Here is a 14215-nt window from a genome sequence, read left to right as displayed (position 1 = left end):
CCCATGCACGACGCCGTCCAGCCCTTCCTCATCGACAACGCCGACATCCGCGGCGCCCACGTGCGCCTGGTCCAATCCTGGCAAGGCATCGCCGCGCGCCGCAACGATCCCCCCGCGGTGCAGCGCCTGCTCGGCGAACTCGCCGCTTTCGCCGCCATGATCGCCGCCCGGCTCAAGGATCCCACCCGCGTCACCTTCCAGGCTCAGGGAGAAGGGCCCGTGAGCCTGCTCGTGGTCGACCTCAGCCCCGAACGCAACCTGCGCGCCTTCGCCCGCTACGAGGGCGAGCGGGCACCCCGGCCCGATGCCAGCGCGCGCGAGCTCCTGGGCGAAGCCCAGCTGCAGATGGTGCTCGACCTCCCCGTCTCCAAGGAACCCTACGTGAGCATCGTTCCCTGGAGTGGCCAAACCCTGAGCGATACGCTCGAAGCCTTCCTCGCCCAGTCCGAGCAGCAGCCGGCACGCCTGTGGCTTGCCGCCGACGCGCACGCCGCCGCAGGGCTCCTGCTGCAAAAGCTCCCTTCCGCCGACGAAAAAGACCCCGACGGCTGGAACCGCCTCACCCGCCTTGCCGATACCGTCACCGAGCCCGAACTGCTCGCGCTCGACGCCCCCGAGCTCCTCTCCCGCCTCTTCCCCGAAGAGACGGTGCGCCTCTTCACGGCGCTCGGCATCACCCACGAGGTCAAGCCCAACGAAGCCGCCGTCATCCAGATGCTGCGGCTCCTCGGCCGGGACGAGATCGAAGCGCAACTCGCGCGCGACGGAGAGATCGTCGTGCGCGACGAGCTCGGCGGCCTCGAATACCGGTTCAGCCGCGACGATCTTCCCCGCATCTTCACCGAGGACGACGGCAGCGCACCCGCCACCCGCCACTGACCGCAAAGGCCATTTCGATCATGAGTGAAGAAGTACGATTCGAGAGCGGGCGCTTCGAGGGCATCGTCGTGCGCTCGCCGCTCGTGAGTCCCGCACGGCTCGCCGACGTGCTGCACAAACGTTTCGCCGGCACGGAAAGCTACTTCGGCGGCGAACCCGCCGTGCTCGACTTCTCGGAAGTGCGCGACTGGCCCGAACAGGTCGACTGGAGCGGCCTCGTGGCCTTCTTCCGCCGCCTCGGGCTGCAACCCATCGGCGTGCGCGGGGTGCCCGAATCGTTCGATGCCGCCTTGAAGCGCCTGCATTTGGCCAACCTCGACGAGGCCGCGCTGCGGCTCGAGGCCGCCCGGCCAACCGAGCCCCCGCCTGCCGCCCCAACCTCGGCGCAAGCTCCCGCCTCCCCGCAGACCGGTACGGCGCGCGCCGCCTCCACCAAATTCATCGATCGCCCGGTGCGCGCCGGCCAGCAGATCTACGCTCCGGAAGGCGACGTGGTGCTCATGGCCGGTTCCAACCCCGGCGCCGAGATCATCGCCGCCGGCAGCATCCACTGCTGGGGCCCCCTGCGCGGACGGGTGCTCGCCGGAGCCGGCGGCAACCTGGAAGCCCGCATCGTCGCCACCCACTTCGGCCCCGAGCTCGTTTCCATCGCCGGGGTGTACCAGACGTTCGAAAACGGTCTTCCCGCCTCTATCGCAAACCGCCCCGTGCAGGTAAAATTGCAAGTCATTCAAGGGCAAAGCCACCTGCTCATCGAACCCATCGAAACCATTTGAGAGGCTTACCACGTGCGCATCGTCGTCGTCACTTCCGGCAAAGGAGGGGTGGGCAAGACCACCACCAGCGCCGCTTTCGCCTCGGGCCTGGCGCTTCGCGGCTTCAAGACCGCCGTCGTCGACTTCGACGTCGGCCTGCGCAACCTCGACCTCATCATGGGCTGCGAACGCCGCGTCGTCTACGATTTCGTCAACGTCCTCCAGGGCGAGGCCAAGCTCACCCAGGCGCTCATCAAAGACAAGCACGTCGACACCCTGCACATCCTGCCCGCCTCCCAGACCAAGGACAAGGAAGCCCTCACCGAAGAAGGCGTGGAAAAGGTGATGCGCGAGCTCGAAGCGATGGGCTTCGACTACGTCGTGTGCGATTCGCCCGCCGGGATCGAGCGCGGCGCCCTCATGGCGCTGCTCTTTGCCGACGAAGCCATCGTCGTCACCAACCCCGAAGTCTCCTCGGTGCGCGACTCCGACCGCATCCTCGGCATCCTGCAATCCAAGTCCCGTCGCGCGATCGAAGGGCGCGAACCGGTCAAGGAGCATCTGCTGGTCACGCGCTACAGCGCCAAGCGCGTCGAAGAAGGCGAGATGCTCTCCTACAAGGACATCCAAGAACTCCTGCGCGTGCCCCTCATCGGCGTCATCCCCGAATCCGACGCCGTGCTGCACGCCTCCAACCAGGGGGTTCCGGCCATCCACCTCAAAGGCACGGACGTGGCCGAAGCCTACGCCGACGTCGTCGCCCGTTTTCTCGGCGAGGACAAACCGCTGCGTTTCGTCTCCTACGAGAAACCCAGCCTCATCAAACGCCTCTTCGGGAGCACCTGATGTCGCTGCTCACGCGCCTCTTCGGGGAAAAGAAAAAGACCGCGGCGATCGCCAAGGAACGCCTGCAGCTCATCATCGCGCGCGAGCACGTCGACGGCAAGTCCTCGCCCGACTTCCTTCCCGCTTTGCAAAAAGAACTGCTCGACGTCATCTCGAAGTACGTGAAGATCGCCCCCGAAGACATCAAGGTCCAGCTCGAGCGGCAAGACAACCTCGAGATCCTCGAAGTCAACATCGTCCTCAACGAAACCTCTCCTCCCCTCCCCCAATAGAGCCAGGCTAGGGAGAGCATAGGCGCTCTCCCTGCAAAAACCTAGTATAATGGTCAACAAATCCACGGACTTCCGGGGGAGTGAGCCGCATGTCCACCACCGAACTCGACACCGCCCTCAGCCAAGCCTACGAGGCCGGCTTCGTCACCGACATCGAGACCGAGACGCTACCGCCCGGCCTCGATGAAAAAGTGATCGAATATATCTCGGCCAAGAAGAACGAGCCCGAATTCCTGCGCCAATGGCGGCTCGACGCATTCCGTCGCTGGCAGACGATGAAGGAGCCGCACTGGGCCCACGTGCGCTACGAGCCCATCGACTATCAAGGGCTCATCTACTACGCTGCGCCCAAGCGCCGCAGCGAGACCGAGATCGATCCCAAGCTCCTCGAGACCTATGAAAAGCTCGGCGTGCCGGTGCACGAGCGCGCCGCGCTCGCCGGAGTGGCGGTCGACGCTGTCTTCGATTCGGTCTCGGTGCTCACCACCTTCAAGGACAAGCTCTCCGAAGCCGGGGTCATCTTCTGCCCCATCTCGGAGGCGGTGCAAAAATATCCCGAACTCGTGCAGAAGTATCTCGGCAGCGTCGTGCCGCCGGGAGACAACTTCTTCGCCGCGCTCAATTCCGCCGTCTTCAGCGACGGCTCCTTCGTCTATATCCCCAAGGGCGTGCGCTGTCCGCTCGAACTCTCCACCTACTTCCGCATCAACACCGCCCGCACCGGGCAGTTCGAGCGCACGCTCATCATCGCCGACGAAGGCAGCTACGTCTCCTACCTCGAGGGCTGCACCGCCCCCATGCGCGACGAGCACCAGCTGCACGCCGCGGTGGTCGAACTCATCGCCCTCGAAGGGGCCGAGATTCGCTACAGCACGGTGCAGAACTGGTACCCCGGCGACGAAGAAGGGCGCGGCGGCGTCTACAACTTCGTCACCAAGCGAGGGCTGTGCGCCGGGCGCGGCGCCAAGATCTCCTGGACCCAGGTCGAGACCGGCTCGGCCATCACCTGGAAATATCCCAGCGTGATCCTCAAGGGTGACGACAGCGTGGGCGAATTCTACTCGGTGGCGCTCACGCGCGGCCGGCAGCAGGCCGACACCGGCACCAAGATGATCCACCTGGGGCGCAACACCCGCAGCACCATCGTCTCCAAGGGCATCGCCGCCGGCCACAGCCAGAACGCCTACCGGGGGCTGGTGCGCATCAACCCCGGCGCGAGCGGGGCGCGCAACTACACCCAGTGCGATTCGCTGCTCATCGGCCCGCACTGCGGCGCGCACACCTTCCCCTACATCGAGAGCCGCAATCCGCGCGCCATCGTGGAACACGAAGCCAGCACCTCGCGCGTGAGCGAAGAACAGCTCTTTTATTGCCGCCAGCGCGGCATCGACCCCGAGCGCGCCGTCGCCCTCATCGTGGGGGGGTTCTGCAAGGACGTGTTCCAGAAACTGCCGCTCGAATTCGCCGTCGAGGCCGGCAAACTCCTCGAAGTCAGTCTAGAAGGATCGGTCGGATGATGCTCACGATACGCAACCTCACCGTCGCCGTCGAAGGTCGGCGCATCCTCGACGGGCTCGATCTGGACATCGCCGCAGGCGAAGTCCATGCCCTCATGGGCCCCAACGGCGCGGGCAAGAGCACGCTCGCCAACGTCCTGGCCGGCCGCGAAGGCTACGAAGTCCTGGAAGGCAAAGCGCTCCTCGATGACCAAGACCTGCTCACGATGGAGCCGGAAGCGCGTGCCCAGGCGGGGCTTTTTCTCTCCTTCCAGCATCCGGTGGAAATCCCCGGCGTGAGCAACCTGCAATTCCTGCGCACCGCGCTCGACTGCCTGCGCAAGGCCCGGGGCGAAGCGCCACTCGACAGCGCCGCCCTGCTGCGCGCCGCGCGCGAAGCGGCGCAAGTGCTGGGCTTACCGGCTGACTTCCTCAAGCGCGGCGTCAATGAAGGCTTCTCCGGCGGCGAGAAAAAACGCAACGAAATCCTGCAGATGCTGCTGCTCGAACCGCGCTTCGTCATTCTCGACGAACCCGATTCGGGCCTGGACGTGGACGCGCTCAAGCTCGTGGCCGCCGGCGTCAATCGCCTGCGCCGCCCCGATCGCGCCTTCCTCATCATCACCCATTATCCCCGCATCCTCGAATACGTCCGCCCCGACCGGGTGCACGTGCTGCACGGCGGACGCATCGCCCGTTCGGGCGCAGCCGAGCTCGCCCACCAGATCGAAGCGGGCGGCTATGCCGCCGTGCTCGAGGGGTCGGTCGCATGAATACCGCACTCGCCGTCTGCCACCGCTGCGGCTGGGCGGAAGACGCAGCAACGCGCGCCTGGCACGAGCAGCTCGCCGAGCGGCTCGCCTCGCTCACACCCCCCTCGCGCAAGAACGAATTCTGGCGCTACTCGCGGCTTTCCGCCTGTTTCGCCCCCGAGCGCGCCGGCCGCGGCCTCGACTTCCCCTTCCCCTCGCCCGAGCCGCTCGCCGGCGAATGGATATACTTCGACCAGGGTCGGCCCGTGGCCGCGCACACCCGCGCCTGGCGCCTGCGCCCCTGGTCCGAGCTGGACGAAGCCACCCGCGCACGCTGGCGCGAGCGGTTGGAGCCGGGCGAGGATTACTTCTCGGTACGCAACCTGGTCGAGGCCGATGCGGTGCTGCTCCTCGAACTCGAGGAAACGGCCGACGCTCCCCTGCAGATCCGCTACCGCCACGGCGCCGGATGGGCCCAGCCCCTCCTGCTCGTCGAAGTCGCTGCAGGCGCGCACGGCGCGATCGTGGAGACCTTCGCCTCCTTCGGCCCCTCCACGAAAAACGGCGCCGTGACGCTCTGGCTCGGCGAGGACGCCGAACTCACCCACGGCGTCTTCACGGCCGACGAGGGCGAAGCCCTGCTGCACCGCGTCCGCGCCGAACTCGGCGCGCGTGCCCGCCTCGACGTGCAGGCCTTCGCCTCCGCCCGCAGCTATCAGCGCCTCGAATGGGACGTCACGCTGGGCGAATCCTCTGCCCTGCGGCTGTCCGGCATCACCTACGGGGCGCCTCCAGGCTCCACCGACGTTGCCCTGCGCATCCGCCACGCCGCCCCCGGCGCCGCCACCGACGTGCGCTGGCGCGGTCTGGTGCCGGCAGAAGCGCACTCCGCCGTGATCGGCCGCATCCTCATCGAACCCGCCGGCCAGCGCACCGATGCCGCCATGCGGCTCGATCACCTGCTCCTGGCCGACGGCGCCGCCGCCGACGTCAAACCCGAGCTCGAGATCTACGCCGACGACGTCGCCTGCGGCCACGGCGCCACGCTTGGCCGGCTCGACGACGAAGCGCTCTTCTACCTGCGCAGCCGGGGAATTCCCGAAGTCGAAGCGCGGCAACTGCTCATCGACGCTTTCCTCGCTCCGGTCCTGCAGCGTTTCACCCTTGCAGAGGTCCTCCGCCATGTCCAATCCCGTCTCCCCCTCCCTGACGACGCCGCTGCCTGAGGCGGCCACCGTCGAGCGCTGGCGCGAAGACTTTCCCATCCTGCACCGACGGGTCTACGGCAAGCCCCTCATCTACCTCGACAACGCCGCCACCGCCCAGAAGCCACGGCAGGTAATCGAGGCGCTCACCGAGTTTTACGAGAACCGCAACGCCAACGTGCACCGCGGCGCGCACGCCTTGAGCACGGAAGCCACCGACTGTTTCGAGACCGCCCGCACCACCGTCGCCCGCTGGATCCACGCCGCGAGCGAAAAAGAAGTCCTCTGGACGCGCGGCACCACGGAAGCGATCAACCTCGTGGCCCAAGCCTGGGGCAATGCCTTCGTCAAGGCGGGAGATCTCCTCGTCGCCACCCAGATGGAGCACCACGCCAACCTCGTCCCCTGGCAGATGCTCGCCCGGCGCACCGGCGCCGAACTCGCCCTCGTGCCGGTACGGGACGACGGAACGCTCGACCGGGAACGCTACCGCCAGTTGCTCGAGCGGCGACCCCGACTGGTGGCGCTCGCCCACGTCTCGAATACCCTGGGCACCATCAATCCCGTGGCCGAGCTCATCGCCGAAGCCAAGGCCGTGGGGGCGACCGTGCTCATCGACGGCGCTCAGGCGGTGGGGCATTTTCCCGTGGACGTGCAAGCGCTGGGTTGCGATTTCTACGCCTTCTCCGGCCACAAAATGCTCGGTCCCACCGGCATCGGGGTGCTCTGGGGGCGTCAGGAAGTGCTCGAAGCCATGCCCCCATGGCAAGGCGGCGGCGAGATGATCGCCTGGGTCGACGAGCACGGCTTCGAACCCAACGAACTTCCCTACAAGTTCGAGGCCGGCACCCCGCCCATCGCCGAAGCCATCGCCTTGGGTGCCGCGATCGACTACCTACGCCAATTCGATCGGGCACAACTGGCCGCCTGGGAAGCCCACCTCTACCGCAGGCTGAGGGACGGCCTGGTGGCGATCGACGGGCTGAGGCTCCTCGCCGACCTTCCGCCGGAAGAGAAGGCCCCCATCGCCTCCTTCCACGTCGCCGGCACCCACCCGGCCGACCTCGGGACCCTGCTCGACACGCAAGGCATCGCGGTGCGCGTCGGGCACCACTGCACCATGCCGCTGATCGCCCGCTACGGACTGCCCGGCACCGTGCGCGCCTCGATCGCCTTCTACAACAACGAAGCAGACATCGACCAAACCCTGTCGGCGCTCTCCCGCGCCCTCGAACGTCTGGGAGCCCCTGCCCCATGAACGCCCAAACGGTCACCGCCCGGCGCGACGTCTACGGTATCGTCGTCCCCTCGGGGGAACCCGTCACCATCCCCCAAGGCAGCGAAGTGCGCCTGACGCAGACGCTGGGCACCAGCCTCACCGTGCTCTACGACGGGCGCCTCGTGCGCGTGGCCGGCGAAGATGCCGACGCCTTCGGGCTCGACCCTTACGCCCCCTCGCCGATTCCCACCGAAGGCGACCTGCGCGAGCGCATCCTCGAAGTGCTGCGCCAGATCTACGATCCTGAAATTCCGGTCAACATCGTCGACCTGGGCCTCATCTACCGCCTCGACATTGAAGAGAACGAAGATGGCGCCCGGGTCGAGATCGACATGACCCTCACCGCCCCCGGCTGCTCGCTCGGCCCCGTACTCAGCGAGGAAGTCAAACAACGCGTAGAGCAAATTCCCGAGGTAAAAGAGGCAACGGTCAACGTCGTCTTCGACCCTCCCTGGACCTCCGATCGGCTCTCCGAAACCGCACGGCTCGAACTGGGGCTGCTATGACGACGCTCGCCGAGATCGAGGAGAATTTCGCCCTCTTCGACGACTGGGACGGCCGCTACGACTACCTCATCGAGCTGGGGCGCTCGCTGCCCCCTTTCCCGGAATCCGAGCGTACCGACGCCAACCTCGTGCGCGGCTGCCAAAGCCTCGTCTGGCTCGTCTGCCGTCTCGAAAACGGCCGCTTGCGCCTGGCGATCGACAGCGACGCGCTCATCGTACGGGGGCTCGCCGCCATCGTACTCGCCACCTACGAGGGCAAAACGCCGCGGGAAGCCTTGGAACTCGACACCCTCGCGCTTTTCGAGCGTCTGGGCTTGCTCGCTCACCTATCCCCCACGCGTGGCAACGGACTACGGGCGATGATCGAGCGGATCCGCGAATGCGCCCGCGCTGCGATCGCCGACGCAAACCGCTGATCCCCCCTAGACTCCAGGAACTCGACCGATCGGCGCGCCGTCCCAAGACGCGTGTAAGATTGCGCCCATTGCCACGATCCTGAAAGTCGACCATGACCGATTCCACCCTCCACGAGGCCCCGCTGCGCCGCGGCCTAAAAAACCGTCACATCCAGCTCATCGCCCTGGGCGGCGCCATCGGCACCGGGCTCTTCCTCGGCTCGGCCGGTGTGCTCGCCACGGCCGGACCGTCGATGCTGCTCGGCTATGCCATCGGTGGCCTCATCGCCTTCCTCATCATGCGCCAGCTCGGCGAGATGATCGTCGAAGAACCCGTGGCCGGCTCCTTTAGCCACTTCGCCCACACCTACTGGGGCCGCTTCGCCGGCTTTCTCTCCGGCTGGAACTACTGGGTGCTCTACGTGCTCGTCGGCATGGCCGAGCTGACGGCGATCGGCAAATACGTCCAGTTCTGGTGGCCGGAGATCCCCACCTGGATCACCGTTCTGGCGTTCTTCCTCCTCATCAACCTGATCAACCTCGCCAACGTGCGCGCTTTTGGCGAAGCCGAATTCTGGTTCTCCATCATCAAGGTGGCCGCCATCGTCGGCATGATCGTGCTCGGCCTCTACCTGCTCATGAGCGGCCGGGGCGGCGAGCAGGCGAGCGTCACCAACCTCTGGCGCCACGGCGGATTCTTCCCCCACGGCTTCGGCAGCCTGGTGGTTACCCTGCCGATCATCATGTTCTCCTTTGGCGGCCTCGAACTCGTCGGCATCACCGCTGCCGAAGCCTCCGACCCGCGCCGCGTCATCCCCAAGGCCATCAATCAGGTGGTCTACCGCATCCTCATCTTCTACATCGGCGCGATCGCCGTGCTGCTCTCCCTCTATCCGTGGGACCAGCTGGTGGCCTCGCTCAGCGCCGCCGGCGACCCCTACAGTGCCAGCCCCTTCGTGCGCATCTTCTCGCTCATCGGCAGCGACACGGCGGCACACCTGCTCAACCTCGTCGTGCTCACGGCAGCCCTGTCGGTCTACAACAGCGGCGTCTATTGCAACAGCCGCATGCTCTACGGCCTGGCCGAACAAGGCGACGCCCCCCGAGCCCTCATGAAGATCAATCGCTACGGCGTACCGGTCCTGGCGGTGGGCATCTCCGCGCTCATCACCTTCTTCTGCGTGGCGGTCAATTACCTCCTGCCGCAAAGCGCCCTGGAACTCTTGATGTCGCTGGTGGTGGCCGCCCTGGTGATCAACTGGACCATGATCAGCCTCACCCACCTCAAATTCCGCCGCGTCCTGCAGCAGCGCCACGTCACCCCTGCTTTCAAGGCCTTCTGGAGCCCGCTCGCCAACTACCTCTGCCTCGCCTTCGTCGCCTTCCTGCTCTTTCTGATGCTCGACAACCCCGGCACGCGCGCTTCCGTCATCGCCCTGCCCATCTGGGTGGGGTTCATGTGGCTCTGCTACCGGCTGCGGCTGCAAGTGCGGACCAAGGAGGCTGTATGAGTGATCGGCGAGAAACCCTCGTCCTCGGCATGGGATGTTTCTGGGGCGCGCAAAAGCGCATGGCCGCGCTGCCAGGCGTGCTGGAAACCGAAGTGGGCTACGCAGGCGGCAGCTTTCCCGATCCCACTTACGACGAAGTGCTCGACTTCGAGCGTCTTCTCCGCCTGGGATCGGTCAACGGGCGTAATCACGCCGAAGTCGTCAAGGTCGTCTACGACCCCGAACTCGTGCTCACGGAAGCCGTGCTCGCCTGGTTTTGGGAAAACCACGATCCCACCCAGCTCGACCGACAAGGAAACGACTTCGGCAGCAACTACCGCAGCGCGATCTACACCACCACGCCGGAACAAAGAGAAGCGGCGCTCGCCACGCGCGACGCCTATCAACGGGCGCTCTCGGCCGCCGGCTACGGGCCGATCGTCACCGAAATCGCCCCGCTCGTTTCCTACACGCCGGCCGAGGAATACCATCAGCACTACCTGCTGAAGCACCCGAACGGGTACTGCGGCCTGGGAGGCACGGGCGTGCGCATGCCGCATTCCTTTTGGCGCACGCTCGCCGAGCGCCACCTGCCGCCGCTCGCGCGCTGGATCGCCTGCGAGCAAGGCACGGAACGCCCCTTCACCGGCCCCCACCTCGACGAGCGGCGCCCTGGCGTCTATGTCGATCGCCTGAGCAACGCACCGCTTTTCCGCTCGGAGGCGAAGTTCGACAGCCCCTGCGGCTGGCCGAGCTTCCATGAAGCCCTCCCCGGCGCGGTGACGCTACACGAAGACCGCTCGCACGGCATGATCCGTACCGAAGTGCGCAGCGCCAGCACGGGCATCCACCTGGGGCACGTCTTCGACGACGGCCCTGCGCCCACCGGCCTGCGCTACTGCATCAACGGCGAAGTCCTGCGATTCATTCCCGACACGCATCCTTGATCGCCCCTCGCGGCAAAACGCCCAGAGCACGCCATGGCCAAAAAACGCACACCCCCGGACAACGGCGCGAACCTCGGATTCGAGGCTGAACTCTTCAAGGCCGCCGACAAGCTGCGCGGCAACATGGAACCCAGCGACTACAAGCACGTCGTGCTGGGGCTCATTTTCCTCAAGTACATCTCGGACGCGTTCGAAGCCAAACATCGGGCGCTCCTCGCCGACGACCCGCTGGCCGCCGAAGACCGCGACGAGTATCTGGCCGACAACATCTTCTGGGTGCCCCCGCCAGCGCGTTGGTCGCATCTGCAGGCCAACGCCAAGCGCCCGGAAATCGGCAGCCTCATCGACGAAGCCATGCGCGCCATCGAGAAGGACAACGAGTCCCTCAAAGGCGTGCTGCCCAAGGACTACGCCCGCCCGGCGCTCAACAAGGTGATGCTCGGCGAGCTCATCGACCTGCTCTCCAACATCGGCCTGGGCGAAGAAGCCAACCGGGCCAAGGACGTGCTCGGCCGCGTGTACGAATACTTCCTCGGCCAGTTCGCCGGTGCCGAAGGCAAGCGCGGCGGCGAGTTCTACACGCCCCGCTCGGTGGTGCGCGTGCTGGTGGAGATGCTCGAACCCTACCGCGGACGCGTCTATGACCCCTGCTGCGGCTCGGGCGGCATGTTCGTGCAGTCGGAAAAGTTCGTGGCCGAGCACGGCGGGCGCATCGGCGACATCGCCATCTACGGCCAGGAGAGCAACTACACCACCTGGCGCCTTGCCAAGATGAACCTCGCCGTACGCGGCATCGACGCCGACATCCGCTGGAACAACGAGGGAAGTTTCCACAAGGACGAATTCCCCGATCTGCGCTTCGACTACATCCTCGCCAACCCGCCTTTCAACGTCTCCGACTGGGGCGGCGAGCGCCTGCGCGAGGACGTGCGCTGGACGTTCGGCGCCCCGCCCGTGGGCAACGCCAACTTCGCCTGGTTGCAGCACATTCACTGGCACCTCGCCCCCAACGGCGTGGCGGGCGTGGTGCTCGCCAACGGCTCGATGAGTTCCAACCAGTCCGGCGAAGGCGAGATCCGCCGCGCCATGATCGAAGCCGACGTGGTGGACTGCATGGTGGCGCTCCCTGGACAGCTTTTCTACTCCACCCAGATTCCCGCCTGCCTGTGGTTCCTCGCCCGCAACAAGAACCCCGGTAAAGGATTGCGCGACCGGCGCGGACAAGTGCTCTTCATCGACGCACGCAGCATGGGCGTGTTGGTCGACCGCACCCGGCGCGAGCTCACCGACGAAGAAATCCAGAAGATCGCTCGCACCTACCACGCCTGGCGCGGCGAAAAAGAAGCGGGCGCATATCAGGACGTGCCGGGCTTCTGCAAATCCGCCACGCTCGACGACATCCGCAAGCACGGCCACGTCCTCACCCCCGGCCGCTACGTCGGCGCGGCGGCACAGAAGGACGACGGCGAACCTTTCGCCGAGAAGATGGCACGGCTGTCGGCGCAATGGCGCGCCCAGCGCGAAGAAGCAGCGCGGCTGGATGCAGCGATCGAAGCGAATCTGCGGGAGCTGGGGTTTTGAACGCTGCGTTGAACATAGCTGCCTTTGTGTGCCCCCCAAGTGGAGCGCGATATGACAGCCGATGAGCTCTTGCAGATGATCGCCGCAGGCGAAACCCTCGCGGTCGAGTTCAAGGGCGAGGAACGGACACCGCTCAACGATCGCGACCTCGTGAAAGCCGTCGTGTGCCTGGCCAATCGCAGCGGACATGAACCGGGATATCTGTTGATTGGCGTCGAAGACGATGGACGTATCACCGGTGCACGCCCGCGACACGGCGACACCACCGACCGAAACAAGCTGGCTGCCCTGATCGCCAACCAGACCCGCCCTTCGGTAGCGGTGCGGGTTGAGTCGGTCGAACTCGATGGCCGCTTTGTACTCGTGATTGAAATTCCACCGCAGCAGCACCCCATAGCCAGCGCGGACGGCGTCTTTTTACGCCGAACAACAGGCGGTGACGGGAAACCCGCCTGCATGCCGATGGATGCCCATGACGTGCAGTCCCTGCAAGCCGGTCGAGGGTTGCTGGATCCCTCGGCGCAGATTATCGCTGAAGCCCGTTGGCAGGACCTCGACCCGTTGGAGTTCGAGCGCTTCCGCCGCAGCGTACGTGAGCGGCGCGGCCGCAGTGACGAAAGCCTGCTCGACCTTCCGGATCTGGACCTTGCCAAGGCACTCGGCGTGGTCGAAGCCAACGGCAGCGTGCGCGGCGTGCGCCTGGCCGCTCTGCTGCTCTTTGGCAAGGAAGACGCCCTGCGCCGTTTTGTGCCCGCCCACGAAGCGGCTTTTCAGGTGCTGCGCGGACTCGACGTGGAGGTCAACGACTTCTTCCGCTGGCCGCTGCTGAGGATCATGGAGGAAATCGAGGCTCGCATCCGCGCCCGCAACCGCGAGCAGGAGCTGATGGTCGGCCTGCTGCGCGTAGGCGTGCCGGATTACCCCGAGCGTGCCCTGCGCGAGGCGGTAGCCAACGCCCTCATCCACCGCGACTATCTGCGTCTGGGGGCGGTGCATTTCCAATGGCACCCGGACCGGATCGAAATCAGCAATCCCGGCGGCTTTCCCGAAGGCGTGCGCCTCGACAACCTGCTCGTCACCGCCCCTCGCCCAAGGAACCCTCTGCTCGCCGATGCATTCAAGCGCGCCGGCATCGTCGAACGCACCGCGCGCGGCATCGATACCATCTTCTACGAGCAGTTGCGCAACGGTCGCCCGGCGCCGTCTTACGCACGCAGCGATGCAACGGGGGTCACCCTCGTCATCCCCGGCGGCGAGGCCAATCTCGATTTCGTGCGTCTGCTCGTCACGGAAGGTCAAAGCGGACGTGTCTTGGGTTTGGACGAGCTGCTGATCCTCAACGCCTTGTGGCAGGAGCGCAGCCTCACGACCGGTGATGCCGCACACCTGCTGCAGAAATCCGAAGCGCAAACCCGCTCCACCTTGCACACTCTGGTGGAAACGGGCCTCGTCGAAGAGCGCGGACAGAAGAAAGGTCGCACCTGGCATCTGGCCGCCGCCGTCTATAGGCTGCTGGGCGACAAAGCGGGCTACGTCCGGCAGCGCGGATTCGAGCCGTTGCAGCAGGAGCAAATGGTGTTGCAATACGTGGAAAAACACGGGCGGATCACACGCCGGGAAGTCGCGGAGCTATGCCGCATCGGCCCCTACCAGGCCACACGGCTGCTGTCCCGGCTCGTGGACGAGGGCCGCCTGGTGCGCCATGGTGCGCGCAAGGGCGCCTGGTATGAGCGGGGACAAAAGATATGAGCGCGCTCATAAGTGTCAGGTCCCGGACGATTACGTGGCACTTTTATGAAAAGTTCCGGTTTT

General features: G+C 65.9%; 14 protein-coding genes. All 14 read left to right on the top strand.

Going from position 1 to position 14215, the window contains the following annotated elements; all coding sequences use genetic code 11:
• The first annotated feature begins 3 nt into the window (after positions 1-3).
• The 14 genes from hslO (at position 4) to OA56_RS09625 (ending at position 14152) form a co-directional block, all read left to right on the top strand.
• Positions 4-879, top strand: a complete 876-nt coding sequence (hslO, locus tag OA56_RS09690; protein WP_461584989.1) for an Hsp33 family molecular chaperone HslO — start codon at positions 4-6, stop codon at positions 877-879.
• Positions 880-899: 20 nt separating this feature from the next.
• Complete coding sequence (gene minC, locus OA56_RS09685) at positions 900-1655, top strand: septum site-determining protein MinC (RefSeq protein ID WP_055422926.1); 756 nt, start codon at positions 900-902, stop codon at positions 1653-1655.
• 12 nt (positions 1656-1667) lie between these two features.
• Positions 1668-2480 carry a septum site-determining protein MinD gene (gene minD, locus OA56_RS09680; RefSeq protein ID WP_055422927.1) on the top strand — a complete coding sequence of 271 codons (813 nt, stop codon included), beginning with the start codon at positions 1668-1670 and terminating at the stop codon, positions 2478-2480.
• Positions 2480-2752 carry a cell division topological specificity factor MinE gene (gene minE / locus OA56_RS09675; protein WP_055422928.1) on the top strand — a complete coding sequence of 91 codons (273 nt, stop codon included), beginning with the start codon at positions 2480-2482 and terminating at the stop codon, positions 2750-2752. The genes minD and minE overlap by 1 nt, the downstream gene beginning before the upstream one ends.
• A gap of 89 nt (positions 2753-2841) precedes the next feature.
• Positions 2842-4269, top strand: a complete 1428-nt coding sequence (gene sufB, locus OA56_RS09670) for a Fe-S cluster assembly protein SufB (protein ID WP_055422929.1) — start codon at positions 2842-2844, stop codon at positions 4267-4269.
• On the top strand, positions 4269-5021 hold the full coding sequence (gene sufC / locus OA56_RS09665) for a Fe-S cluster assembly ATPase SufC (RefSeq protein WP_055422983.1): 753 nt from the start codon (positions 4269-4271) through the stop codon (positions 5019-5021). Before sufB ends, sufC begins: the two co-directional genes overlap by 1 nt.
• Positions 5018-6226 carry a SufD family Fe-S cluster assembly protein gene (locus OA56_RS09660; RefSeq protein ID WP_461584987.1) on the top strand — a complete coding sequence of 403 codons (1209 nt, stop codon included), beginning with the start codon at positions 5018-5020 and terminating at the stop codon, positions 6224-6226. Before sufC ends, OA56_RS09660 begins: the two co-directional genes overlap by 4 nt.
• Positions 6183-7463: an aminotransferase class V-fold PLP-dependent enzyme gene (locus tag OA56_RS09655; protein WP_461584984.1), complete on the top strand. Its 1281-nt coding sequence runs from the start codon at positions 6183-6185 to the stop codon at positions 7461-7463. The genes OA56_RS09660 and OA56_RS09655 overlap by 44 nt, the downstream gene beginning before the upstream one ends.
• Positions 7460-7990 (top strand): putative Fe-S cluster assembly protein SufT, encoded by a 531-nt coding sequence (sufT, locus tag OA56_RS09650; RefSeq protein ID WP_461584982.1) that lies wholly within the window; start codon positions 7460-7462, stop codon positions 7988-7990. Before OA56_RS09655 ends, sufT begins: the two co-directional genes overlap by 4 nt.
• Complete coding sequence (locus tag OA56_RS09645) at positions 7987-8406, top strand: SufE family protein (RefSeq protein ID WP_461584979.1); 420 nt, start codon at positions 7987-7989, stop codon at positions 8404-8406. Before sufT ends, OA56_RS09645 begins: the two co-directional genes overlap by 4 nt.
• Before the next feature lie 92 nt (positions 8407-8498).
• Entirely contained in the window at positions 8499-9896 is a 1398-nt protein-coding gene (locus OA56_RS09640) for an amino acid permease (RefSeq protein ID WP_461584977.1), read from the top strand.
• A complete protein-coding gene (gene msrA, locus OA56_RS09635; protein ID WP_461584974.1) occupies positions 9893-10822 on the top strand; it encodes a peptide-methionine (S)-S-oxide reductase MsrA in 930 nt (309 codons plus the stop codon). Before OA56_RS09640 ends, msrA begins: the two co-directional genes overlap by 4 nt.
• A 33-nt stretch (positions 10823-10855) precedes the next feature.
• The gene (locus tag OA56_RS09630) at positions 10856-12403 is read left to right on the top strand and encodes a class I SAM-dependent DNA methyltransferase (protein WP_461584972.1); all 1548 of its coding nucleotides are present in this window, start codon (positions 10856-10858) and stop codon (positions 12401-12403) included.
• 51 nt (positions 12404-12454) lie between these two features.
• Positions 12455-14152 carry an RNA-binding domain-containing protein gene (locus tag OA56_RS09625; protein WP_461584970.1) on the top strand — a complete coding sequence of 566 codons (1698 nt, stop codon included), beginning with the start codon at positions 12455-12457 and terminating at the stop codon, positions 14150-14152.
• Positions 14153-14215: the final 63 nt, after the last annotated feature.

The organism is Tepidiphilus sp. HLB4 (genome assembly GCF_054823945.1).
Note: the sequence above shows the minus strand (reverse complement) of the source record. Positions and strands in the feature narration are given on the sequence as shown.